Annotated in this window: 22 protein-coding genes; 5 read left to right on the top strand and 17 right to left on the bottom strand. The window is 36.7% G+C overall.

Annotated features, from left to right (window positions below; translation table 11 throughout):
* The first annotated feature begins 5 nt into the window (after nucleotides 1-5).
* Nucleotides 6-971 carry an NAD(P)-dependent alcohol dehydrogenase gene (locus C1N55_RS03530; RefSeq protein ID WP_137727526.1) on the top strand — a complete coding sequence of 322 codons (966 nt, stop codon included), beginning with the start codon at nucleotides 6-8 and terminating at the stop codon, nucleotides 969-971.
* Here the strand turns inward: C1N55_RS03530 and C1N55_RS03525 are convergent.
* The 10 genes from C1N55_RS03525 to C1N55_RS03480 form a co-directional block, all read right to left on the bottom strand.
* The gene (locus tag C1N55_RS03525) at nucleotides 964-1,854 is read right to left on the bottom strand and encodes a GNAT family N-acetyltransferase (protein WP_137727525.1); all 891 of its coding nucleotides are present in this window, start codon (nucleotides 1,852-1,854) and stop codon (nucleotides 964-966) included. The two genes, C1N55_RS03530 and C1N55_RS03525, sit on opposite strands and share 8 nt — an antisense overlap.
* Nucleotides 1,855-1,975: 121 nt before the next feature.
* Entirely contained in the window at nucleotides 1,976-2,848 is an 873-nt protein-coding gene (locus tag C1N55_RS03520; protein WP_137727524.1) for a YitT family protein, read from the bottom strand.
* 175 nt (nucleotides 2,849-3,023) lie between these two features.
* Nucleotides 3,024-3,542 carry a DinB family protein gene (locus C1N55_RS03515; RefSeq protein WP_255502450.1) on the bottom strand — a complete coding sequence of 173 codons (519 nt, stop codon included), beginning with the start codon at nucleotides 3,540-3,542 and terminating at the stop codon, nucleotides 3,024-3,026.
* A 26-nt stretch (nucleotides 3,543-3,568) separates the two neighbouring features.
* Nucleotides 3,569-4,147 carry a nucleotidyltransferase family protein gene (locus C1N55_RS03510; RefSeq protein ID WP_240758371.1) on the bottom strand — a complete coding sequence of 193 codons (579 nt, stop codon included), beginning with the start codon at nucleotides 4,145-4,147 and terminating at the stop codon, nucleotides 3,569-3,571.
* Nucleotides 4,148-4,230: 83 nt separating this feature from the next.
* Nucleotides 4,231-4,971: a class I SAM-dependent methyltransferase gene (locus tag C1N55_RS03505; protein ID WP_137727522.1), complete on the bottom strand. Its 741-nt coding sequence runs from the start codon at nucleotides 4,969-4,971 to the stop codon at nucleotides 4,231-4,233.
* Between the two features lie 19 nt (nucleotides 4,972-4,990).
* A complete protein-coding gene (locus C1N55_RS03500; protein WP_137727521.1) occupies nucleotides 4,991-5,548 on the bottom strand; it encodes a cysteine hydrolase family protein in 558 nt (185 codons plus the stop codon).
* A gap of 98 nt (nucleotides 5,549-5,646) precedes the next feature.
* A complete protein-coding gene (locus tag C1N55_RS03495; protein WP_137727520.1) occupies nucleotides 5,647-6,081 on the bottom strand; it encodes a hypothetical protein in 435 nt (144 codons plus the stop codon).
* 87 nt (nucleotides 6,082-6,168) lie between these two features.
* The gene (locus tag C1N55_RS03490; protein WP_137727519.1) at nucleotides 6,169-6,918 is read right to left on the bottom strand and encodes a YqjF family protein; all 750 of its coding nucleotides are present in this window, start codon (nucleotides 6,916-6,918) and stop codon (nucleotides 6,169-6,171) included.
* A gap of 53 nt (nucleotides 6,919-6,971) precedes the next feature.
* Nucleotides 6,972-8,102, bottom strand: a complete 1,131-nt coding sequence (locus C1N55_RS03485; RefSeq protein ID WP_137727518.1) for an NADH-dependent flavin oxidoreductase — start codon at nucleotides 8,100-8,102, stop codon at nucleotides 6,972-6,974.
* Nucleotides 8,103-8,281: 179 nt separating this feature from the next.
* The gene (locus C1N55_RS03480; protein WP_137727517.1) at nucleotides 8,282-8,608 is read right to left on the bottom strand and encodes a YnfA family protein; all 327 of its coding nucleotides are present in this window, start codon (nucleotides 8,606-8,608) and stop codon (nucleotides 8,282-8,284) included.
* Between the two features lie 632 nt (nucleotides 8,609-9,240).
* Here C1N55_RS03480 and C1N55_RS03470 point away from each other — a divergent pair.
* Both C1N55_RS03470 and C1N55_RS03465 read left to right on the top strand, forming a co-directional pair.
* Nucleotides 9,241-10,419 carry a beta-ketoacyl synthase N-terminal-like domain-containing protein gene (locus tag C1N55_RS03470; RefSeq protein WP_168193797.1) on the top strand — a complete coding sequence of 393 codons (1,179 nt, stop codon included), beginning with the start codon at nucleotides 9,241-9,243 and terminating at the stop codon, nucleotides 10,417-10,419.
* Nucleotides 10,420-10,431: 12 nt separating this feature from the next.
* Nucleotides 10,432-12,828 (top strand): sensor domain-containing protein, encoded by a 2,397-nt coding sequence (locus tag C1N55_RS03465; RefSeq protein ID WP_137727514.1) that lies wholly within the window; start codon nucleotides 10,432-10,434, stop codon nucleotides 12,826-12,828.
* Between the two features lie 124 nt (nucleotides 12,829-12,952).
* Here the strand turns inward: C1N55_RS03465 and C1N55_RS03460 are convergent, their stop codons facing one another.
* From C1N55_RS03460 to nikA, 6 genes are read right to left on the bottom strand one after another with little or no spacing between them, the layout of a single operon-like run.
* Nucleotides 12,953-14,137 (bottom strand): staphylopine family metallophore export MFS transporter CntE, encoded by a 1,185-nt coding sequence (locus C1N55_RS03460; RefSeq protein ID WP_137727513.1) that lies wholly within the window; start codon nucleotides 14,135-14,137, stop codon nucleotides 12,953-12,955.
* A complete protein-coding gene (locus tag C1N55_RS03455; RefSeq protein WP_137727512.1) occupies nucleotides 14,134-14,949 on the bottom strand; it encodes an ABC transporter ATP-binding protein in 816 nt (271 codons plus the stop codon). Before C1N55_RS03455 ends, C1N55_RS03460 begins: the two co-directional genes overlap by 4 nt.
* Complete coding sequence (locus C1N55_RS03450) at nucleotides 14,946-15,806, bottom strand: ABC transporter ATP-binding protein (RefSeq protein ID WP_137727511.1); 861 nt, start codon at nucleotides 15,804-15,806, stop codon at nucleotides 14,946-14,948. Before C1N55_RS03450 ends, C1N55_RS03455 begins: the two co-directional genes overlap by 4 nt.
* A 16-nt stretch (nucleotides 15,807-15,822) precedes the next feature.
* Nucleotides 15,823-16,629 (bottom strand): ABC transporter permease, encoded by an 807-nt coding sequence (locus C1N55_RS03445; protein WP_137727510.1) that lies wholly within the window; start codon nucleotides 16,627-16,629, stop codon nucleotides 15,823-15,825.
* On the bottom strand, nucleotides 16,626-17,567 hold the full coding sequence (gene nikB / locus C1N55_RS03440; protein WP_137727509.1) for a nickel ABC transporter permease: 942 nt from the start codon (nucleotides 17,565-17,567) through the stop codon (nucleotides 16,626-16,628). The genes C1N55_RS03445 and nikB overlap by 4 nt, the downstream gene beginning before the upstream one ends.
* A gap of 5 nt (nucleotides 17,568-17,572) precedes the next feature.
* Nucleotides 17,573-19,174, bottom strand: coding sequence for a nickel ABC transporter substrate-binding protein (gene nikA, locus C1N55_RS03435; protein WP_240758369.1), 1,602 nt, complete (start codon nucleotides 19,172-19,174; stop codon nucleotides 17,573-17,575).
* A 673-nt stretch (nucleotides 19,175-19,847) separates the two neighbouring features.
* Between nikA and C1N55_RS03430 the strand changes: the two genes are divergently transcribed.
* A complete protein-coding gene (locus tag C1N55_RS03430; RefSeq protein ID WP_137727508.1) occupies nucleotides 19,848-20,177 on the top strand; it encodes a hypothetical protein in 330 nt (109 codons plus the stop codon).
* A 154-nt stretch (nucleotides 20,178-20,331) separates the two neighbouring features.
* The gene (locus C1N55_RS03425) at nucleotides 20,332-22,140 is read left to right on the top strand and encodes a S9 family peptidase (protein WP_137727507.1); all 1,809 of its coding nucleotides are present in this window, start codon (nucleotides 20,332-20,334) and stop codon (nucleotides 22,138-22,140) included.
* Nucleotides 22,141-22,454: 314 nt separating this feature from the next.
* Here the strand turns inward: C1N55_RS03425 and C1N55_RS03420 are convergent, their stop codons facing one another.
* Entirely contained in the window at nucleotides 22,455-23,222 is a 768-nt protein-coding gene (locus tag C1N55_RS03420) for a DUF817 domain-containing protein (protein ID WP_137727506.1), read from the bottom strand.
* Nucleotides 23,223-23,274: the final 52 nt, after the last annotated feature.

Raw genomic sequence — 23,274 nt, 5'->3', positions numbered from 1 at the left:
TCCATATGAAAGCCATTCTGACCAAGGAGTATGGAACACCTGATGTTTTGGAATTAGGTGAAGTTGATAAGCCCATGGAAAAAGATAATGAAGTGTTGGTAAGAGTCAAAGCTGCTTCTTTAAATTATGGCAACGTAGTTCTATTATCAGGAAAGCCATTTTTAGCTCGAATGGCATTTGGTTTATTTAAACCTAAATTTGCAATACCAGGCGGAGATATTGCAGGAGTAGTTGAAGCAACTGGTAAAAATGCAACTCAGTTTCAGCCTGGTGATGAAGTATTCGGTGACCTATCCGCTTTTGGTTGGGGTGGTTTTGCCGAATATGTTGCGGTTCCGGAACAAGCAATAGTTCATAAACCAACCAACCTTACTTTTGAACAAGCTGCCTCTGTTCCGATGGCCGCTGTTACAGCTTTACAAGCATTGCAAAAAGGCAAAATTAATTCCGGTCAAAAAATACTAATAAATGGTGCATCAGGGGGAGTAGGAACTTTTGCCATTCAAATTGCTAAAGCATACGACACTGAAGTGACAGCAGTCTGTAGTACAAGAAATATAGAAACTGCATGTTCACTTGGCGCAAATTATGTCATTGACTATACAGAAGAAGATGTTTCTGAATTAGAAGATCGCTTTGATCTCATTCTTGCCGTCAATGGATATAGCCCAATCTCAGTATACAATCGGTTATTAAAGTCTAATGGTTCTTACGTAATGATTGGTGGTTCTCAAGCACAAATGGTCCAGGCCATGTTCATAGGTCCCCTAATTTCCTTAACTAATAACAAGAGTATGAAGAATATTCTGCAGAGGGCAAATCAAAATGACTTACTTTTTTTAAAAGAACTCATTGAAGCCAATAAAGTAAAACCAGTCATTGATCGTACTTACACATTGAGGGAACTAAAAGAAGCCTTCAATTATTTTGAGCAAGGTCACGCCCAAGGCAAAGTAGTCATTACTATATAAACTTATTTACTGTCGCATTTCGATTCAGTCGATAGCTATACAATACGTCCTTTTCTTCAAAACCCACTTTAAAATAGACATGATTTGCTTGGGCATTTGTATGATCTACGCATAATTTAACTTCGCTGATTTCAGAGAAAGAAAAAATTTCTGTTATGACCTCCTTTAACAAAGTTGTCCCATAGCCTTGATTTTGTGTCATTGGAGAGATAGCAAAATAGTGTAATGTAGCTTCTTCTATTAATGAATCCACTTCATAATAAGCATACCCAAGTATTTCATTCGATTCAGATTTTAGTATTTTTAAAATACACGCCTCATTCAATCGGCTCACAATTGTTTCGGCATTATAATATGTATTCGGAAAAGCTTGCCCGTGCATCATTGCAAACGCATCAAAGTCACTTTGAATATATGGTGTACTTTTTAACTCATTAACAACTTGAAAGGTATGCTTTTTAATTTCTAATATGAGATACTCTCCTGTTTTAGTTGCATGTATAGTTTTCATAAATTCCTGTTGCTTTAAGTTTTCCTTGTTTAGAAAGAAATAAAAGGTTTCAATCGTTGGATATTCTTGTAAAAGAGATTCCCAAACTAGAGATTGTATGTTAATAGACGTATTTCTATTATAAGGACCCCAAACTTCTGCACTTTCCTCATCAATATCTAAACCTATTGCAGCCTCTATTTTCTCTTTGCTATTCTTAGCAACTAGAACTGTACTCTGACCTTCTCTAACGAAATCTGCTTTTAAGGTCTCATATATTTCCTCAACTTTATGTCCACAGTATCCAATATGAAACGCTTTTTGGTTATTCAATTCCGTTAGAAAATGCGCTAACTCTCGAAAATCCTTGGCTCTTTCAATTACCACTGTCATTTACTCTGCACCCCATTCCTTCCCGTTCTTCTTTAAAAAATTCGTTATATCATCAGCAAATCCTTTTAATAAAAAGAAAAAAGCGTTTCTGATAACAAAAACGCTTTCCTTGACTTACGTATTAATGAATATCTCTTTTTCTAAAGTTACCGCCCTTCACTTCTGCTACATCATAGACTGTAACAAAAGCACCTGGGTCAATTTCTTGGATAATCTCTTTCATTTTACTTTCTTCCAAACGGTTGATAACACACGTAATTTCCTTGAATAACTCGTGTGAATAACCACCGTAAGCGTCTTTATAGGTTGCACTGCGACCTAATCTATCACGAATCGTTTCTACCATTACTTCAGGCTCAGCTGTAATGATTTTAAACGTTTTTGATCCACTTAAACCTTCTTCTACGATATGAATTACTTTAGAGGCGATAAAGTATGCAATCCCGGAAAGAATTGCTCCTTGCAAGCCAAATACCGTGGAAACAACTATGAATACAAATAAGTTTAAAAATAAGATTAAATCACTTGTCCCAAATGGCAACTTTTTAGATAGCAATACGGCTAGCATATCTATTCCATCTAGCGCACCGCCATTACGTAATGCTAAACCCATTCCGAACCCAAGGATAATCCCACCAACAACCGTGATTAATAGTGTATCTCCTTCGATGATCGCCGGGATATGATGCATCCAAACTGTCCCTATTGCTAAGGATACAATCCCTACTACAGAGTAAATGGCAAAGCTTTTCCCGATTTGCTTATACCCTAACCAAACAAAAGGGATATTAAGGATGGCGATTAAAACCCCTAAAGGTAACCCGAAACTTTGTGACCCAACGATACTTAGCCCCGTTACCCCACCATCGGATACGTTATTTGGAATTAGAACAGCCTCTAATCCGTATGCTGCAATTAATCCACCGAGGATGATCATTATTGTTTTGCTAATGATTTTAACTATATTAGGCTTTCGCTTTATAACCCTGTTCATCTCTTCCCCTACCTTCGAACTACAATTAAATATGTAATGTTTACATTTTATTTCCTATTTAATTATAGCTCACCTTGTCCTATACTCAAAACACCTGCTCTGAATTATTATATACAAATAGTAGTTTCTCTATCTTTATCTATACCTTCACCTAATTAGGAAGGTTGTATATTAATTAATGGTCCGTTACTGTATGAGCAAGTCCTCTTCCAATCAGATTAGCAGAAATCGGCTTTTTCCCTAATTCCCTTGACCAAACAGATAACTGGCCGATATGATGTATTTCATGTGCAATGATGTGGCGGACCACCTCACCCCAAGTATCCGTAGTAACTGTTCCATCTTGTGATGTGTCTGTATGTAGTCTATTTTCCAAGCCATCATCCCAGCTATTTACAAAGCTCTCAACCTCACTTTTGAATTGTGCATCTAAGAAGCGTACTCGATCTAGACTACTATACTTTTCAAAGTCTTCTTCCAAAGCAGGTTTCCCTTGTATTTCACGAATCCAGCTCCACTCAACATCAACAATATGAAAAAGTGTTTGTAAGATGCTCCCTACTCCACCTGTTCGCTTTCTTAAAAGTTCTTCCTCTGGTAACTCTTCACACCACTTATACCATTCTTCTCTAACCATCCAATTATACTGAAAAAATGTTTTCATTCCTTCCCCCACCTTTTGTTTGTTTTTCATTAATCCATAATAATCATCAAATGAGACTATGTATTTGATATGCAAATATGATGAATCTCTAACTTTTTCCAGACTGTCTGCCAGTTCTTGCTTGCAACTCGTTCTTCATAAATCATGCCTTTTTCTTTGTTTTTTAATATATACGGTGTCGGTTTAACCACCATATTAACGACATCTTGAATTCCACAGGGTGCAGTTAAAATTAGATGATCCTGGCTATCTAATTTAACACCTAATGCAGTAGCTGTTTCTGGAAATTTTGAAATGGCATCAATGGAAGACTTATAAGGGGGACAATTATTTCTCAGGTGCATCCTCGCTTCATTTTTTACAGACCAAGGAATGTTGGGCAAGAGTGATTTGAGTATTTCTTCATACTGCTTTTCCTCTAATTCCTCAACATTAGATGGATCGAAGTAAATTACATCCACATCCGCAATCGGTGTCCTAAAGTCAAACTCATGTATAGTATCCCAGATTTTTGACCTTACAAAGCCGGCACATATCCACCAATCCTGTAAATCCAAAATTTTCACAGTTTGTAAGATTTCCATCATCCAAGAATCCTCTCGAATAATAGTTAGAATCTTTTCTTCATTCCGCAAACCTAACCACTCCTATCCCTATAAACAAATCGATTATGTAATCATCGAGTGCAATAAAAAACTGCCCATTAGGCAGTACTGACTTAATTTTTCTTTGCTTTAATGACAATAAAAGAGGGTCTTCTTTCTTCATTGATTAGTTTAGGTCGTAGTTCTACTCCCCCAGGAATCGATATAGGCTCTATTATTCTCTCTACTACGAGACCCTTTTCTATCAATGTATTAACTAATGTTGAGATGGTTCGATGATACTTCACTACTCCGTCAATATACCAATATCCCTCACGCTTACCTTCTTCTTGATAATGATCCAACGCCCAATGCAATTTATTTCCTTCGCTATCTTTTACCCAGTTGCTTATTTCTTCTTTTCGTGCCGTCACCATTGGATGTTCAGTGGAGAAGACAAACTCTCCATTTTCGGTAAGCAGACTTATTACTCTATCGATTAACTTCGGATAATCTTCAATATAATGAATGGCTAGAGAACTTACAATGACATCAAAACTTTGATTATGTAGCTCTACTTCTTCTATTGGTGAACATAGATAGTTGATGCTTTCATGCTGATTCTCTTTTCTGGCCTTTTCTATCATATTTTTAGAAATATCGACTGCTATTACCTTTGATGCCCCATTTTCAACACAATATTTAGCAAAGGAACCAGCACCACATCCCAAGTCCAATACCATTTTACCTTCTAGGGATGATATGAGTGATTTCAAGGCAGGCTGCTCCACAAAATCATTAGCAGTAATACCACTATCTCTTAAAGCTGTGTACTGTTCAAAAAAGATTGGATTATCGTAAATATTTTGTTTCAATTAACCCCCTCCCTTTTCCTTAGCGATAATTATCATGAATTGGTTCAAACAAGTCTTCATCCGAATTGCGAACCATTGAAAAGTGATCTACATTATAATGTCCATGCAATACTCGATTGTGATGCTGGATAATTTGCTGGCCGGATAATGTTTCTGAATCACACGTTGAATGTGCATCTCCCACTAAAGTGACATCAAAACCATTAACTGTTGCTGTTCTTACAGCTGTATCAATACAATATTCCGTTTTACAGCCCATCAACACAAGATGTTGAATGTCGCGTTCTTTTAAGTAGTCTTTTAATGGCGTTCCATAAAATGAATTTGTGGCTGCTTTATTAAAAGTGACCGCATGGGATGGTACATTAATGTCCTCGTGCACCTGAAATCCTGGCCCTTCTCCTTTTGAAACATCTACGTCTCTAATAAACACAATCGTAATTTTCTTTTCTAGAGCCTTCTCAATAACAGTGTTAATATTTTTTATTAATCTTTCTTTTTCAACCACGCCTTTTTCAACTTCGTTCCCATCGATTAATGCTTGCTGTGCATCAATGATTACAAGTGCTTGATTCAAAAATTCCGCCTCCCAAAGTGCATTGTCATCTCTATACTATTCTTTAATAGGCTATAGAAATCCTTCTTCTGAACCGGGTTCTATCTTAGGCATTGTTATTAAACGCGCTTCCCTTTCCTCAATCGTAAAATAATAAAAATGATAATGACTATTAAAGTTATAGTAGGTAATAATGTTGTGATTAAATCCATCCAATGGAATGGGGCTTTATGAGCAAAGACTGCCTTAACCCACTCAGCTTCCTCAGCTTCTACAGCGATAGCTTCTTTAGAAGAAATGGCCTTTATTTCAAAGTATTTAGTTCCTTTCGAAAAAGCATTTGATGCATCACCAAAATAATTTCCCGTCATCTCATTCGGCATTCTTTTTACCTCTCCAATTTGCTTGCCGATTTCTTCTTTATGCACTACTTCATCTGTCACCTCATAAACATTCCCTTTCCAAACAACAAAAGGAAATGCCCAGCTTAAGGCTTGTACAAAAGAAGTAGTTATGAAGCAAAATACGCAAATTATTGGCAATATTTTTTTCATGATTATCACTCCTAAAGGGTTCACCCAACTAGTAAATTCCATAAAAAAGAGCGATACCCTTTAATAAAAAGTAATCGCTCCTGTTGTTTATATATCTACTCGGGCTATTGGCCAGAACCTTACAACTGCTTTTCTTGCATAATGTAAAATCGGTTTTTCATTCCCTTGCTTAATGTTTAAGGTAGATAGCAAAGTATTTTGATGGAATTCAGCTTCTGCTTTCTCTAATAGCCACGGTTCGTGCAAAATATCCGCCCGAAGAGGTACACCCTTTTTACTTATGGTATAAACGCAATATCGTTCCACCAACCACTCCTCTAGCGATCCGTTGTCTGTATGTGAAGGCGCAGAGATCGATTTATAATTGCATAGCAATTGTAAGCCAGACTTTTTTTCACTTTCAAAAACGACTAAATCCTTCACCCTCTTATACTTCATGTCCATATACAAATAAGGTAACCGGAAAAAGGTTTTCGCAGAATAAGCAGCGAGAAAGTTTGCGGCTGTTAAGCTGAAAAAGTATACACCCGGCTTTCCATTCATCGTTACATAAGTTCTTATATTAAAACCTGGATAAGGAGCCATTCCTGGAACTGGGGGCAACCCTCTCAAATGCATAGAGCTTGTTAAGTAAGGCACAATGGTAACCCAACCAGTTTGATAAAAGGTATCCACCTTCAATTCAGTTGGTACCAGCATTTCTAATACCTTACGTGATACCGGATAATGAGCAAATAAAACATCGCTCCAGGTTTGCTTCATAATCCATGGCAAGTTGGTAGTTAGCTTTTGCTTCTCATTTAAGTACCCTTCTTCAACAAATATTCGCTCTTTCATTTTTCTCCAGAGCCACCCCTTTATAGTTAATAGTCGATAATTCCTAGTATTAACTAAACTCCAGGTAACCAACCAGGTCTATTGATAATTCTTTCCCACAAAGGATCTGGTATTACTAATTCTTTTTGTTTCTCTTTATCAAGCTGAGTCACGATTTCACGTTCTTTTCCGTCCCTAACTTTTTGAACCCAGTCTGGATCGATAAGCAACTCTCGTCCAAGAGCTAATAATGGAACTCCTGTAGCAAAGGCTCTACGTGCATCTTCAGCACTATAAATAGAACCTACCCCGATAAGTGGGACACGGTCATTAATTTTCTCTAGTAAATACTCAATACGAGTTTTAGTTAGATCCTCAACGCCTCTTCTGGCAGTCGAGAAAAATTCACCTAATGACACATGTAAATAATCTAACCCTTTGTCTGCTAAAGCATCTATTAAAGCTAATGTATCTGCCATCGTAATGCCGTTTTCTTCCGGTTCCTCTGGAGAAAAGCGATGCCCTACGATAAATGTAGAATCTCCATATTTTTCGACAACACTTTTCACCTTATCTACTACAGCTAATGGAAAAGTCATACGATTTTCTAAGCTCCCACCAAAGCGGTCGTCACGTTTGTTGGAATGTCCCGAGAAAAATTGCTGGATTAAATAACCATTTGCCCCGTGAATTTCAACCCCATCGAAACCTGCTTCAATTGCACGACGAGTCGCGTCTCCATAAGCATTAATAATTTCCTTAATTTCATCTTCTGTTAAAGGTCTTGGTGTTTTGCCAGATACTCCTCCATTTACTGCCGGAATATCACTAGCACTTACGATGTCACCGTTTGGAACTAATTCAGGAGGAGACATTTTCCCACCATGGTAAATTTGTAAAACCGCCTTTGACCCTTGTTCTTTTATAGCATTTGCAACACGCTTTAAGCTCGGAATATATTCATCACTATAAGAGGCAAATTGCCCATGAAAACCTTGTCCATTCGGTGTTACATGAGTACAAGCAGTAATAACCATACTCACTCCTTTTGAACGGCGGGAATAGTATTCAACTTCAGCATCTGTCACAGTGCCATCCTCATTCGATGACCAGTGCGTCATTGGAGCCATAACAATTCGATTTTTCAATTCCACACCATTGGGTAATTTGTATGCTGTTAGTAAATCTTTATAATTTTCATCCATATTTTGTTCCTCCCTACATATTTACGGAATCTATTAATACTCAGAAAAATAGCTATACTAGCAATATCCGCATATCACCTTAAAATAGACCCTATTTATATACTAAACATACACACCCTTTTTTTTAAGTGATATGCTTGGAGAAACAAATCCATTTGGCTTTATTTATTGAAGTAAAATTAATGACGTGGAGCAAACAACATCACAGAAACACCAATAATACAGATGCAAGCACCTAGCCAATCATATAAATCTGGCGTCTTCTTATCTATTCCCCAGCCCCATAAGACTGAAAGGATGATAAAAACACCACCATAGGCTGCATAAACTCTCCCGAAGGATAGAAAGTTTTGAAACGTCGCAATAACTCCATAGAGAGCTAATGCGACTCCACCACCTATGCCAAAGTACCAGGGTTTCCCTTCTCTTAACCATAACCAAATTAGATAACCCCCACCAATCTCGGCAATCCCTGCCAATATGAATAAGGCTATTGTATAAATCATATAGACACTTCCCTAATATCGCTTTTTACAAAATTATACCTTTTGTGACACACAAAATCTGTATTGAATAAGCCGGCTCTCTTCACCCATATATTGTTCCATCCCAATCCTGCTAATTTCCTTAAATCCCAAATTGCCAAGCATTCTTCTTGAACGAGTATTCGCTTCATGTGTCTCAGCATTAAAAATCACAATCCCTAATTCGTTTAATGCATAGGCCATTAACACTTTACGATTGTTTCATAATCATCCATTTTTATATGTCGAATACTTATGTATTGTTTAAGATCTGTATGGTTTTCCATATTTGTCACCCCGAAAAATCACAGTCGTTTTCCATTACTAATTTCAACAATCCATATCAGTTTCCTTCTTAACATATTTATGGTTCTTTTTAGAAAGTGTACTGCAAGATTAAAAACTAGTAGCTCAACTAGAACAAATTACCATTTTTTTGTTATTTATATAAATCTTACCTAATTTACATCAAATAGTTATTTAGTATCACTACATGTCTAATGCACTAGACACCCCATCCAATTATTCAAATAAACTTAAGACCTATCGAATATGGACTTTGACAAAATTTGTCGTTTATAATGGTACGAAGTCGAAATTTGTAGGTGAATTGTTTGGACGATATAGTAATCACAGGTTATGGAATTATTGGGCCTGGTGTTTTAGATAAATATAGTTTTCTAAATGTATTAGAAAAAGGACTATGTACGCAGAGCATAATAAAAAACGTGAATCACTCACAATCTCATCTTGTTGCTGGGTTAATAGAGGAGAGCTTTCAAGAAATAAACGGGAAGAATTATAAACGTCATCCCCGTTCCGTAAGAATGGCAATAGCGGCAGCAATGGATGCTTATGAAATGGCACATGTAAACGATTTTAAGCCACATCGAGTTGCAGTCATTATGGGAACATCTGCTGGAGCAATTCTTGAAATTGAACAAAATTATCTTAAATTTCTCGAATTAAAAACAACCCCTCTTCAAGGTGTATCATTTGCCGATACACACACTCTTTCAGGATCTGTTGCTGAGGCAACGGGTTTATGTGGCCCCGCATTCACCATAACAACTGGCTGTACAGCAAGTATAGATGCCGTCTCATTTGGAAAGCTTTTACTTGAGAGCGGTACTGTAGATGCTTGCATCGTAGGAGGAACAGACGCTCCTTTAGGCCAATGGACAATTAATGGTTTTAAAAAATTAAGAGTACTCTCAACTGAAACAACAATCGAAAATGCCGGAATTCCTTTTTCAACTGAGCATCGCGGTTTTGTTTTATCAGAGGGTGCAGGTGTTATTGTTCTAGAACGAAGACAAACAGCAAATTCACGCGATCAACGAATATATGGAAAAATTGAACATGTGATTTCAAGAAATGAAGGACAAAAACTATTAAGCTCCGATACAACAGGTAGGCATATGCTTGAGGTTTTCCAAGAAACACTTGGAAATACTGTACCCAGCTATGTTAACAGTCAGGCTCTTGGTATTGAAATAAATGATCAAATTGAACGTTTCATTCTTAAGGAAACATTTGGAACAAAAGTACCTATTACCTCAATAAAAGGAATGATTGGTCATTCCTTTGGAGCTATGGGAGCAATGCAAATCATCTCCTCCCTCTTATCAATGGAATATGGTTTTATCCCCCCTACCATTAAATCCAAAGGTAGAGGATTTGAAGATATTCCAATTGTTTTTGAAACTAGATATCAAGCTGTTGAGTCCGTATGTATCACTACTCATGGAAGTAGCGGAAATAATGCTTGTCTATTACTGACACATTCATAGGAGGCTCATAACATGTTTTTTACATTTTTAATATTATTATCCTGCATTCCCATATGTATTGGGATTACCCTATTGCTGTTATTTAAAAAATACAGACTATCAAAATTGTTATTCCTATTACTTCTAATGGTATCTTTTTGGCAATTAGATATTGCATTTTTATATGGATACGATTTATTTGAAGAAGAGACCATAACACTTTTTTTCAAGCTCTTTAGATTCGGGTCAATTATGATAACACCCGTTATTTTTCATATAGGCTATACAATCGTACAGGAAATTTTGCCAGATAATTTACAAAAGAAGTGGCAATATATTGTGAACCGTCCTACAGTCCTAGTATTCTATGGGTTGGCTTCGCTAGTCTATCTTGTTGGATGGAGTGGTCACGGAGTCGAAGAATTAGAACTACTTCAAATAGATTCTAATACTTTTTACTTTCCTGTTTATGGAGAGCTTTCTTGGACGTACTATACCAATGTTCTCCTGATATTAGTAAGTATGACAACGTGTTTCTTAATTAGTTTAGATGTGAAAAAGAAAAGCGAACGATCTTTTTTAGTTTATTTTAGTATCTTTTCTTCAATTGGATATGCAATCGGTTTTCTAAATATGATACCTTCTACAAAATTGTACCCAAGTTCGATTGCTTTGCTCGTTTATGCACTTTCTATATTAATACTTTCGAGTCGAATGCATCTTGACATCGTCAATAAGATGAATAAAGAGCTAAAGGAACAAAAGAAATTTCTTTTCCAAGTGATTGATTTAAACCCAAACTATATTTATGCTCAGGATGAAAAAGGACGCTATACACTGATGAATCAATCCTATGCAAAGCTAATGGGCATGAACATAAAAGATATGATTGGAAAAACCGATTATGATTTACAAAAGGATTCGTTATCAGAGACACCAAACACCGAACAAGCAAATAGGAGTTTTAAGCTAACGGAAAAAGTCTTTATTAGAGAAGAATCTGTTATTGCTGCTTCAGGAGAAAAAATATGGATCCAGACAGTTAAAGTGCCCATTCATTCTAATCAGGATTCAGCTATGCTTGCGGTATCAACAGATATTACAGAAAGAAAACACTATGAAGATGAAATCAAATTCCAGGCTAATCACGATTCTTTAACTGGTTTACCAAATAGAAGAATGTTCAATGAGGATTTAACAAACCTTCTGGAAAAAGCAAAAACTGAGAAAAGACAGAGCGCCATTATGTTCCTTGATTTGGACCGATTTAAATACATTAATGACACGCTAGGGCATGATGTTGGCGATCTCTTATTAATTGAGGTATCAAGACGGATAAAAAATTTACTAAAGAAAAAACACCATTCTGCCAATATTTATCGTCTTGGAGGTGATGAGTTTACCATTATCCTTCCATATTATAATGCGACAGAAAGTGAAGCATTTGCCAATGAATTGTTAGAACAATTTGGAAGTGGGTTTGAAATCGATAGTAGTGAGTACTTTATTACACCTAGTATTGGAATTAGTATTTTTCCTAATGACGGGGACGATGCAAATACTCTGATAAAACACGCAGATACGGCTATGTACTATGTGAAAGAAAAAGGAAAAAACAATCATCAATTATTCACATCAGAAATGCAGAAAACTTTCTATAGAAAAATGATGATTGAAAAACAACTACGAACTGCACTAGACAATCATGAATTCGAGCTTTACTATCAACCATTAATTGACCTGCAAACGAATGAAATTATAGCGATGGAATCTCTTTTAAGATGGAATAATCCAACGCTAGGACAAGTTCAGCCGGACGAATTTATTGCTGTCGCAGAAGAAACCGGATTGATCATTCCAATTGGCCAATGGGTGCTGAAAATGGCCATCAGACAAAATGCTGGATGGCAAAAAGCCGGATACAAGCCATTAATAATTAGTGTAAATGTTTCTGTGAGACAACTTCTTGATCCAATGTTTGTTGAAGATGTTAAAAACGCAATAGAAGACGCAGAAATCGATTCAAACTATGTTGTATTAGAGATTACTGAGAGCATTGCAATGTATGCAGATTCGATGATTGAAAAGCTAAATGCACTTAAAAATCTTGGAATTAATCTATCAATGGATGACTTTGGGACAGGCTACTCCTCCCTTAGCTATTTGAATAAGTACCCCTTAGATTCTCTGAAGATCGATAAATCCTTCGTTATGGGAATGAACAAAGACGAGGAGAACAGAGCCATTGTAAAAACAATCATTGCGATAGCAAAACAACTTGATTTAAAAGTAATTGCTGAAGGAGTAGAGGGGCAAGAAGAAGCGCATGACTTAAATGAGATGGGCTGTGATTACGCTCAGGGCTATTATTTCAGTCGCCCCCTTGCAGCACCTGATCTCAAAAAAAAATGGCTAGTAACAGGAGATTAAGCTTCACTTGCACCAACCAATTTTCTTATTTAAATCTCATTCTATTTTCAAGCATATCTGGGTATTTTCAGATATGCTTTTTTCTAATTTTACTAAAAGGGATTATAACAATTCTCCATGTTATTTACTCAATAATAATCCGTTCTTTGGGCGAACTTGCAATAAAGTTGTATATAATCGCTACTACTCCCATTATCGAACATGCCGCAAACATTATTGGATAGGAACCAAATTGGATAACAATACCCATTAGCATTCCTCCTAGAGAAAAACCTAAGTCATAAGAAGCTAAAAAGATTCCCAATAATACATGCTTATGAGATTCCGGAATTGCAAAAGAGATATACGTTGTTAATGTAGGATAGAGCATTGCCGTTGCTATCCCATTAAATAACGCACTAATATAGATAAATGAGCCGATAAGTGGGAGCACCGCTAGCAACGTTGTCCCTATAATGGAGCTGCCTAATACAAGGGTTATAAAACCTGGATGCCATTTTCCATCAGACGGAATATATTTTCTGAAAATAAATCTGCTTCCTACAACAACCAGCGCCTGTAAAAATAAATACAGCCCTACATTCCCGGTATCAGTTGTTAGAAGATAGAGTGGTAAAAAAGTAGAAATAGCCCCGAATATACTCGCGCCAATAAGCATTACACCTGAAGAAACGACCAAGCCTTTATTAGCGCGAGCTAATTTCATTCCCTCTATCATATCCTTCAAGGTGAACGATGCATTTTCCTTTTTAATTTTCGGTAATGGTGACTTCATAAAAAACAAAAGAGGTGCAAAAGCTAAGAATGTGATAAAAATCAGCAACCACGATATATCTCTTTGAACCCACAATAACATTGCTAATGCTGGTCCATATAAGCCTGGCATCACACTTGATAACGAGTACATTGCCATGCCTTGACCTCTATCTTCATCTCGTAAGGTTTCCGTAATCCCCATCTGCATCGCCATGGAGAAAAATGCCGTGACAATACCTTGTAAAATCCTCACAACGTAAAGACTTTCAACGCCAAGCCAAACATAAAAAAGAAGTGCAGCTACATGCCCTAATAATAAATATTTCATTACTGTATGAACACTGTATTTGGATACCATTTGACCAGCCCAAGGACGTAACACCATACAAACAAACATATAGATTCCCATCATCAGGCCAATTTCTGCTTCTTCCATTCCATGGTCAGCTGCCTGCAATGGGAATATAACAGTTAATACAGAGTTTGCCGTAAAATAAAAAATCGCCAAGCCGTAGTTTTGTAACATACTAAAGGATAACGGGCTTATTTTCATAATTCCAAGTCCTCTTTTAGGTCCAAGCTGTTGTGGATACAATCAATTTTAAGTTGTGAATTCAATAATGCTTTAGTGCCCTCATGCTTCGCCTGCTCTAACTCATCTACCCGTAAATGCTCCACAATCCTTCCTTTATGCATAACCGCTATTTCATCTGCGAAAAGTCGAGCTACATGTAGGTCATGGGTGATGAAAAAATAAGTAAGTTTCAACTCGCGCTGTAATCGTTTCAGAAGCTTTAAAATACTTATTTGCACCAAGACATCAAGGCTATTTACTGATTCATCCAAGACAATCAATCGAGGTTTCGTCGAAATCGCACGGGCAATTGTAATTCGCTGTAATTGTCCCCCACTAAATTGTTGAGGATATTTCATCATATCCTCCTCTGACAAACCAACCATTTTAAGCAGCTCACCTACACGTTCCTCTATCTCACTACCATCTAGCTTTTCATATACTAGAATTGGTTCAGCAATAATATCCCTGACTTTGAGCTTAGGATTTACTGCACTATGGCAATCTTGAAAGACCACTTGCAACGATTTCTGAAGCATTTTTCTTTCCTTGGTCGTTGTGTTATGTACATCGATTCCATCAAACAAAACTTCACCGGCATCTGGCTTCTCAATACCGAGCAATATTTTACCAAGAGTACTTTTTCCAGAGCCACTTTGACCTAATAATGTAAAACAACTACCTTCATTTATACTAAGTGATACATTCTCTACTGCCTTTACCTTTGATTTGCTCTTTTTATAAAATCGGGAATGGCTGAAGCTTTTCGATAGATTCTGCATTAATATCATTTGCCCGTCTCCTCCATTCTCACCCAATGGTTTTCATCATATAAAACAAGTTCTCCGGATACTGTACGCTCATACCTATCAGCAAGCTCTTCTAACTTACTATGCTCATCTCGGGCTGCAACAAGTGTTTGGGTATAAGGATGAACCGGGTGCAACAAAATATGTGAAGTTGGACCATGCTCAACTACAATCCCCCTTCTCATTACTATTATTTCTTCTGCTAAATTCGCTATGACACCTAAATCGTGGGATACAACCAACATCGACATTGCCGTTTTATCGTGAAGCTTTTTTAATTCCTTCAGTATTTCAAGTTGCGTCATTGTATCTAGTGCTGTTGTAGGTTCATCAGCGAGTAATAATTTTGGTTCAAGGCTTGCTGCAATGGCGATCATTATTCTTTGAAGCATTCCGCCGCTCAGCTCATTAGGATATTTGTTTAATATATCCACATCACCTAGCTGAAACAAGGCAAGTTGCTCCTTAGCTTTCTCAATTGCTTCCTTTTTGGTCATTTTTGTATGTGCTTGAAGTGTTTCAGTAAAATGTCCACCTATAGACACAATTGGATTAAACATAGACATTGGATTTTGCATAATGAGCGCAATTTCCTTTCCCCGCATCTCCCGCATTTTTCTCTCCTCTAATAAAAGCAAGCTCTTTCCATCAAATTCAATATTGCCTTTCGCAATTCGCTCATTACGATAAAGGTTTAAAATCGTCGAACATAATACCGATTTTCCGCTACCACTTTCGCCAATAATTCCAACAATCTTGCCTCTCGGAACTGAAAAGCTCACTTGATTTAGCACCTGTTTATTATGGATAAATACAGATAAATCTCTAATCTCTAACACATTATTTCACCTCTATTCATACTGATTTTGGATTCAGCAAATCTCGTAACGAATCACCGAATGCATTAAAAGTTAATACAGTTATTGAAAGCATTACACCTGGAATAATCATTAACTCTGGTTTTATCATTAAATAAGCTTTACTTTCACTAATCATCATGCCCCATTCAGCTGTTGGCGGCGTTATCCCAAGACCCAGAAAAGACAACTCGGAAATCATTAAAATTGTAGTACCTAAACCGATTAGCTTCAGTAGAAGCATTTGCGGAAATACAAACGGTACAATATGCCGCAACATTTTTTTCCAAGTTGGCACACCGCAAATTTTTGCATAAACCACATAATTGGTTTCTTTTAGACTCACTACCATATTTCTTATCACACGTGCAAAACCTACCCAAATAACGGCGGCAATTGCAATAACTAAATTTTTCATCCCTGCACCAAGTGCACCAACAATAACTAGAGCAAAAATAAAATTTGGAATCGCGAGCAATATGTCGCAAATACGCATTAATACTAAATCAATCCAACCTCCAACATAGCCTGCAGTTATACCGACGATCATACTAATTAAAAGCGTGACTACTAGTACAATGAATGCTACAAATAACGACACTCTAGCACCTTCAATTAATCTCGATAAAACGCAACGTCCTAAATGATCTGTCCCAAGAGGATACTGCACTGAAAATCCTTGCAGCTTCATGGCCAAATTAGGTGCATGAGGGTCATTTGGCATAAGCCAAGGACCAAATAATGCAACGATAAATAAGAGACAGACAAAAAAAGTACTGATATAAAATGTCCATTTTCTTTTCATGACACTTTCTCCTTAAGTCGAATTCTAGGATCGATTAACGCACATATTATATCCGCTAAAAAATTCACAATGATATAGAAAAATCCAATCATCAAAATAAAGCCTTGCATCACGTTATAATCCCGTGCTGTAATCGCATCAACTATAAATCGTCCCATACCAGGAATAGAAAAAATAATTTCGACAATTGCAGCCCCGCCAATTAGTACCCCTAATGTCATTGCAAGTGAGGTGATAAACGGTGTTAACGTAGCTTTAAAAATATGCTTTCGAATAATAACCGACTCGATTATACCACGTGCTCTAGCAAAAGCCACAAAGGGCTTGTCCATTTGCTCAATCATATTTGTGCGAATCATTCGAACGTAAAAGGGTACATTGGCTAAAGCTAACGTTAATGCAGGTAAAATAATCGCATCCGCAGTTCCCCATCCCATAAGTGGGAAAAGGTTAAATTTAAAAGCGAAAATATAAATCAGCACAAAACCTAACCAAAAACTGGGCATCGAGGCAACGAAAAATATCGTTATTCTTGTTAAATTATCAAAAATGGAATGTCGTTTTACTGCACTTAAAACGCCAATTGGAATGCATATCATTAAAATAAATAAAAAAGCAACGAGCGCCAATTGAATTGTAACGCTAAAATAGGTTAATAATTCCTCACTCACAGCCTTTCCATTCATAAAAGAAATGCCAAAATCAAATTTTAGTACTCCACCTAACCAGGTTACATATTGTGTAAGCAAGGGCTGATCCAACCCTTGCTCCACTCTTGCTTGCTCAAGTATTTCCTCCGTTACCGGAATATTGTTTGCCAGATAATAAGACTCAATCGGATCACCAGGCATAATACGCATAAGAAAAAATGCTATTAGCGTTAAACCAACCATCGCTATAGTCATACTAAAAAAGCGTTTTATAAAGTATTGGGCCATTATGATCACTTCATCTCATATAGATTAATTGGTACTTCAAATTGTTGAGGTGAGAAATTCAGTTTTTTAAATACATCATTTGCTACAAGATAATTTTGTTTGTATGAAATTGGCATTAAAATAGCCTCTTGCTGAATTGTTTGAATGATATTTTTATATAGTGAAGCACGTTCAGTTTCATCTGTTGTTCGAATCACACGTGTAATATCCTCTGTAAGTTTGTCACTTGAATCTGTTCCTATTAAGGAATAGTTACCGATTTGTTGCTCTCCAATCATAGTACGAATATACATATGAGGATCATATGGCGCACCCCAAGTATCATTCATAACGATATTGTATTCACCTGCTTTTGTTCTCGCATAATACACTTGGTTTTCCTCGGCAATCAATTTAACATCAACACCAATTTCTTTCCAAGCTCCTTGTAAAAACTCATAGATGGTTTTATGCACTTGGTCGCTTGAATTGTATGCCATTAATAATTCAAGCTTTTCACCATCTTTTGAACGAATACCTGTTTTTGCATCAACATTCCAGCCAGCATCATCTAAAATTTGTTTAGATTTTTCTAAATCATACTCATACTCTTCAATTTCAATATCACTATATGGGAAGCCCGGTGCAAACAAAGAATGTGCCTCTTGCTCCAAACCGCTTAAAATATGGTCAATGATTGTTTGACGATCCAGTGCATGCTGAAGCGCAAGTCGTACCTCCTTATACTTAGTTACACCATAAGTAGAATTAAGCGATAAAATACGAGTTGATAATGGTTCTGAAACTTCCGTTAAATACTGATTATTTTGTTGCAATGTGGTAAATTCACTTGGAGTAAGTTGGGAACTTCCGAAGATTAAATCGATTTCTTCATTTTCTAAAGCCATCATACGCATCTGTGAATCAGCAATATATTTCACCTCTACTTTTTCAATAGTAGGTTTTTCTCCCCAATAATTTTCATTTCTAATAAATACCGTGTGGTTTTCATTTGATTCAGATAGAATCCATGGCCCTGTGCCAATCGGCTTCTTAATTCCATCTGCTGTATTGCCACTATCAGGGAATCCAGCATCACCTAACATGCGTAGTGGTCGAATTAAAGCCAACTCCTGCAAAAACGGATAATATGCTTCTTTTAATGAGATCTTCACTGCTAACTCATCAACCGCTTCAACTTTATCAATAACTGTTACAACCTCTAACCAGCTATGTGCTAAACTATTTCCGATAACTGTATCAAAATTACGCTTAACGTTATCTGCTGTTAACTTGGATCCATCAGAATACACTACTCCGTCTCGCAAATAAAATGTATATTCCTTACCATCCTCAGAAACATCCCACTTTTCAGCTAATCCAGGAGATAATGTCCCATCATTTTCATAAACGACTAATGGATCATATAACAATGCCTGTGCAAACATTTCGTTTGGTGAATATAAATGAGGGTTGGCCTCTCCAATATCTGACGGCCAAGACATTGTTAATATGTTTTTACTCGTACTATTTTCTTCACTATTATTTGCTGGCGTATTTTCACTACATCCTGCCAATAAAAGCAAAAAGAAAAATGTTACTAAAATTGAATAGTTATTTTTTATCATATAAGTCTCCTTTTATTCTTAAATATCTTCATAAATTAAGTTTTATTTATAAGTACTAAATCAATCGAGGTATAAAAATGTATACTCACATTCCCCTCTCTTTCTGAGCCAGAATTTTATACATATTGGATACATATTGCATCCCTTTTTATCACTTACATTGGAAGGACATTTTTGGACCGAGTTAACAAAGTGTAATGATTACTATTTAGAAAATGCAATACTATCCCCTTCACATTCAGTTTATAGGAGGCTATTGATTCTCGATGTAAAACTTTACTATGTACTTTTCTTTATTACATTTAAATACATTGAGTCCTTTTCTTACTTTGGGAGAAGCATTCAAACTTATTTTTATTTCGGCTACTTCACTACCTATTTTTTACCCATAGCTTGATTAGTAATAACAACAAGTGTAATGATTACGTTTTGCAAACTCCACATCATTATAAATAGTAATGATTACTATTTGCAACTCTTTTTTTGTTTTTCTTGATATTCACGAGATTCCTATTATTAAAAATTGCATTAAATTAATTTATATTGCTGCTTTTATGAAAAAATATGTCCCTGCTTTCATTCACTCAATTTCAAAACAATAGGTATTCTCTCCTATAATTACCAGGCTACTATTGGTCCTTTCTATATTATTATTGTTATTGAGGTGAACAAAATGATAAAAGTATATAAATACCCCGTTATTTTTGCAGTAGAGGACAATGAAACAGATGAGGGTGATTACCCCGTTTACATTAGAATACCTGACCTAATTGATGCAGGATTTTCGTACGCTTCATCTGCAGGACACACTGAGGATGATATATTAGCAATAGCAAGTGATTGTATGAAAATGTCTATAGAAGATGGGCTTCGTCGAGACTTACAAGCACCGGTAGCATCAAAGCTTCGTGACATCGATTTAAAGAGACATCTTTCCCGTTATGACGAGGAAACGATTGAATTAAAAAGTATAGCAGTTGAATGGATTAAAGCTGAGGTGTAAAACCTCAGTTTTTTTTATTTTAATTACCAAAAAGTACTCTCTTTTCGGTAGTGTTACTTCCTTCGATTAAAATACATTTTATACCAATCTTTATTTTCAAAAAACAGAATATTGTGGTAATATCGTTGTATCTTAATAGAATTGGAGAGTTGTTATGATTAATTTCGAAAAGCAAGGTGTGGAACAATTTTTTCAAACATTAACGGTTTCTAATTTCACTGTCAGTCCTGATGAAAAACAATTAGTTTTCAGCACAAACCTAAATGGATATTCCAACCTTTGGGCAATGAATCTACCAAATCAATTTCCCTATCCTCTGACATTTAATAATCAAAATGCTGCATTTCTTTCATATGCTAAAACAGGTGAATTCATCATTGCTGGCTTCGATCAGGATGGTGATGAAAATACACAAATTTACGCGGTATCTCCTAAAGGCGGCAAGTTTTATCCCCTTCGAACACATGAAGGTGAACGTCATTTCTTCTCCTTTCTAAGTGAAGATGGAAAGCGTCTATACTACCCTAGTACATTCGGAAATCCAACTTACTTCAATAACTACGTCTACAATCTTGAAACTGGTGAAGAAAAGCTTTTACTAAAAGGTGAAGAAGCTCCTACATTTATCGAAGCAGTTAGCCCAAATGAAGATTCTTTTGTATCCATTAAACAATTTGGTAATACTCATTCTTTAGCGTATGCCCATGTTGGTGAGGAAAAGCTTTTGTTAACTCCCGAGACAACCGAACAGCATACGGTTGGCGAAATTGTTTATACATCTGAGACAGATCTCTATTTCCTAACTGATTACGATAGAGATTTAACTTATCTTGCTAAATTCAACTTATCGACAAAAGAATTTTCAGTTGTTCTACAGCTCGATCAAGAAGCTTTCTCAAGCTTAACTTATTCTAAGAAGAACAACTCTCTCTATCTCGTAGGATCCTATGGTGTAGAGGATCGATTATATGAATATAGTATAGAAAAAGGCCAATTGAACTCTATTAACGCACCAACAAGTGTAATCGATAAATTAGTCGTTATGAAAAGTGGAAATCTATATGCCCAAGGACGTAATGCTACAACACCTGGTAACCTTTTCGTCTCAAAGGATAATGGGACTATTTGGGAAGAGTTAACGCATTATCGTGTGCCGGGAGTGAATGATGACGATTTAGTGGAGCCAGAGGTTTTGACTTACCCTTCATTTGATGGAATGGAAATTGAAGCGCTGTTCTTTAAGGCAAAAGCAGAAAACTCAAATGGCCATGTCATTCTTTGGCCACATGGTGGACCACAAGCTCTTGAGCGTAAGACTTTCCGTTCCATGTTCCAATCCCTTATTTACAGTGGTTATTCCATATTTGCACCAAACTTCCGTGGTTCTACAAACTATGGACTAAAGTTTTCTAAATTGGTTGAAGGTGACTGGGGTCATGGGCCACGTTTAGATAACATCCAAGGCTTAGAATGGCTTATCGAAAATGGGTATGCAGACAGAGAAAAGATTTTACTTTTAGGAGGCAGCTACGGTGGATACATGGCCCTTCTACTTCACGGTAGACACGCAGATTATTTCAAAGCAGTAGTAGATATTTTCGGCCCAAGTGATCTCTTCTCCTTTATCGAGTCTGTGCCAGAGTTTTGGAAGCCATATATGGAGCAATGGGTTGGGGATCCTATAAAAGATAAGGAAAGACTAACAAAGGATTCCCCTATTACTTATTTAGATGGAATGACAAAACCAATGCTCGTCATTCAAGGAGCAAATGACCCACGTGTTGTACAAAAGGAATCCGACCAAATTGTTGCAGCACTAAAAGAAAAGGGCCGCGAAGTTGAATACATCGTGTTGGAGGATGAAGGCCATGGTTTCTCCAAAAAGCAAAACGAAATCCTCGTCTATGGAAAAATCATCGAATTCTTCAATGAAAATATTAAGGAAGGTAGACCCGTAGTATAATGATATGCCCCTTTATTGTTGGAGTTACTCTAGCAATTGAGGGGCTTTCTTTTTTAAAATATCAGTATCGATTGTAATGCATTTATCACGGACAAATTTTGTGGAAAACTAAACTATTTGTACTCGACAACCGAGCTCTTGGACTAATTTTGTGGATATCTCAAATTTTTGTCCACGATAACCGGGCTCATGGACAAATTTTGTGAATATCTCAAATTTTTGTCCACGATAACCGGGCTCATGGACAAATTTCGCAATAAACTAAACTTTTTGTCCAAGACATCCCTACTTAAATTATTTATCTCCTACCCATATCAATATGGCATTCTCTTTTTAGCCAGCTTTAACGTCGCTACTATAAGAAAGCTGACGATCACTAGTAAAAGCCACGAACTTACCTTTCCTAGATGAACTAGACTCCATGCTTCAGTTTGGTTTGGGTATTGCCATGCCCCAAAGTAGGTAGCGATATTTTCTGCAATCCATATAAAAAAACCGATTAGTACAAAGGACAAGGCAATTGGCATACGATATTGCGTTCCGTTTACCTCGTAAAGTACCCATGATTTCCAAAACACTAGTATTACAAGCCCAGATAGCCACCAACGTAGATCCATCCAATAATGATGTGTGAAGAAATTCAAATAGATGGCTGCTGCTAATGGGACGACTACCCAAAATGGTGGCCACTGCAAGAGTTCAACCCTTAGCCGCCTCCAAGCCTGGCAAAGATAACTCGCTACACTTGCATACATAAACCCGCTATACAAAGGAACTCCAAAAACTTTAAAATATCCTGCTTCTGGATAAGACCAAGAGCCCATATGCACCTTAAAAAGCTCCAGTGTAAGTCCGATAAGGTGAAACAACGTAATAACCTTTAATTCATCCCGCGTTTCAAGTCCTGACCGTACCATCCACCACTGCATTAGCAGACAGATAATCAGTAACCAGTCATACCGTGGCAAGAATGGCAGAGGCAGAATTTGTGTAATCGCCAAGGAGGCAAAAATAACGACAGGAAACAAACAGGATATAGCCTGCTCCCTACCAAATCGTACAAGCTGTTCTATAGCTCTCATGAATAATCCCCCATTGATTTCGTTTTAACAATCAAGATTTCATCCACCATAT

The organism is Lysinibacillus sp. SGAir0095 (genome assembly GCF_005491425.1).
Lineage (GTDB): Bacteria > Bacillota > Bacilli > Bacillales_A > Planococcaceae > Ureibacillus.
This window is presented reverse-complemented; position numbering and strand designations above follow the sequence as displayed.

What these genes read in the sequence shown, in the direction of transcription:
- C1N55_RS03530 (WP_137727526.1), top strand. Translation starts at nt 6, where the DNA reads ATGAAAGCCATTCTGACCAAGGAGTATGGAACACCTGATGTTTTGGAA.
- C1N55_RS03525 (WP_137727525.1), bottom strand. Translation starts at nt 1,854, where the DNA reads ATGACAGTGGTAATTGAAAGAGCCAAGGATTTTCGAGAGTTAGCGCAT.
- C1N55_RS03520 (WP_137727524.1), bottom strand. Translation starts at nt 2,848, where the DNA reads ATGAACAGGGTTATAAAGCGAAAGCCTAATATAGTTAAAATCATTAGC.
- C1N55_RS03515 (WP_255502450.1), bottom strand. Translation starts at nt 3,542, where the DNA reads ATGAAAAACAAACAAAAGGTGGGGGAAGGAATGAAAACATTTTTTCAG.
- C1N55_RS03495 (WP_137727520.1), bottom strand. Translation starts at nt 6,081, where the DNA reads ATGAAAAAAATATTGCCAATAATTTGCGTATTTTGCTTCATAACTACT.
- C1N55_RS03490 (WP_137727519.1), bottom strand. Translation starts at nt 6,918, where the DNA reads ATGAAAGAGCGAATATTTGTTGAAGAAGGGTACTTAAATGAGAAGCAA.
- C1N55_RS03485 (WP_137727518.1), bottom strand. Translation starts at nt 8,102, where the DNA reads ATGGATGAAAATTATAAAGATTTACTAACAGCATACAAATTACCCAAT.
- C1N55_RS03480 (WP_137727517.1), bottom strand. Translation starts at nt 8,608, where the DNA reads ATGATTTATACAATAGCCTTATTCATATTGGCAGGGATTGCCGAGATT.
- C1N55_RS03465 (WP_137727514.1), top strand. Translation starts at nt 10,432, where the DNA reads ATGTTTTTTACATTTTTAATATTATTATCCTGCATTCCCATATGTATT.
- C1N55_RS03460 (WP_137727513.1), bottom strand. Translation starts at nt 14,137, where the DNA reads ATGAAAATAAGCCCGTTATCCTTTAGTATGTTACAAAACTACGGCTTG.
- C1N55_RS03455 (WP_137727512.1), bottom strand. Translation starts at nt 14,949, where the DNA reads ATGATATTAATGCAGAATCTATCGAAAAGCTTCAGCCATTCCCGATTT.
- C1N55_RS03445 (WP_137727510.1), bottom strand. Translation starts at nt 16,629, where the DNA reads ATGAAAAGAAAATGGACATTTTATATCAGTACTTTTTTTGTCTGTCTC.
- nikB (WP_137727509.1), bottom strand. Translation starts at nt 17,567, where the DNA reads ATGGCCCAATACTTTATAAAACGCTTTTTTAGTATGACTATAGCGATG.
- nikA (WP_240758369.1), bottom strand. Translation starts at nt 19,174, where the DNA reads ATGATAAAAAATAACTATTCAATTTTAGTAACATTTTTCTTTTTGCTT.
- C1N55_RS03430 (WP_137727508.1), top strand. Translation starts at nt 19,848, where the DNA reads ATGATAAAAGTATATAAATACCCCGTTATTTTTGCAGTAGAGGACAAT.
- C1N55_RS03425 (WP_137727507.1), top strand. Translation starts at nt 20,332, where the DNA reads ATGATTAATTTCGAAAAGCAAGGTGTGGAACAATTTTTTCAAACATTA.
- C1N55_RS03420 (WP_137727506.1), bottom strand. Translation starts at nt 23,222, where the DNA reads ATGAGAGCTATAGAACAGCTTGTACGATTTGGTAGGGAGCAGGCTATA.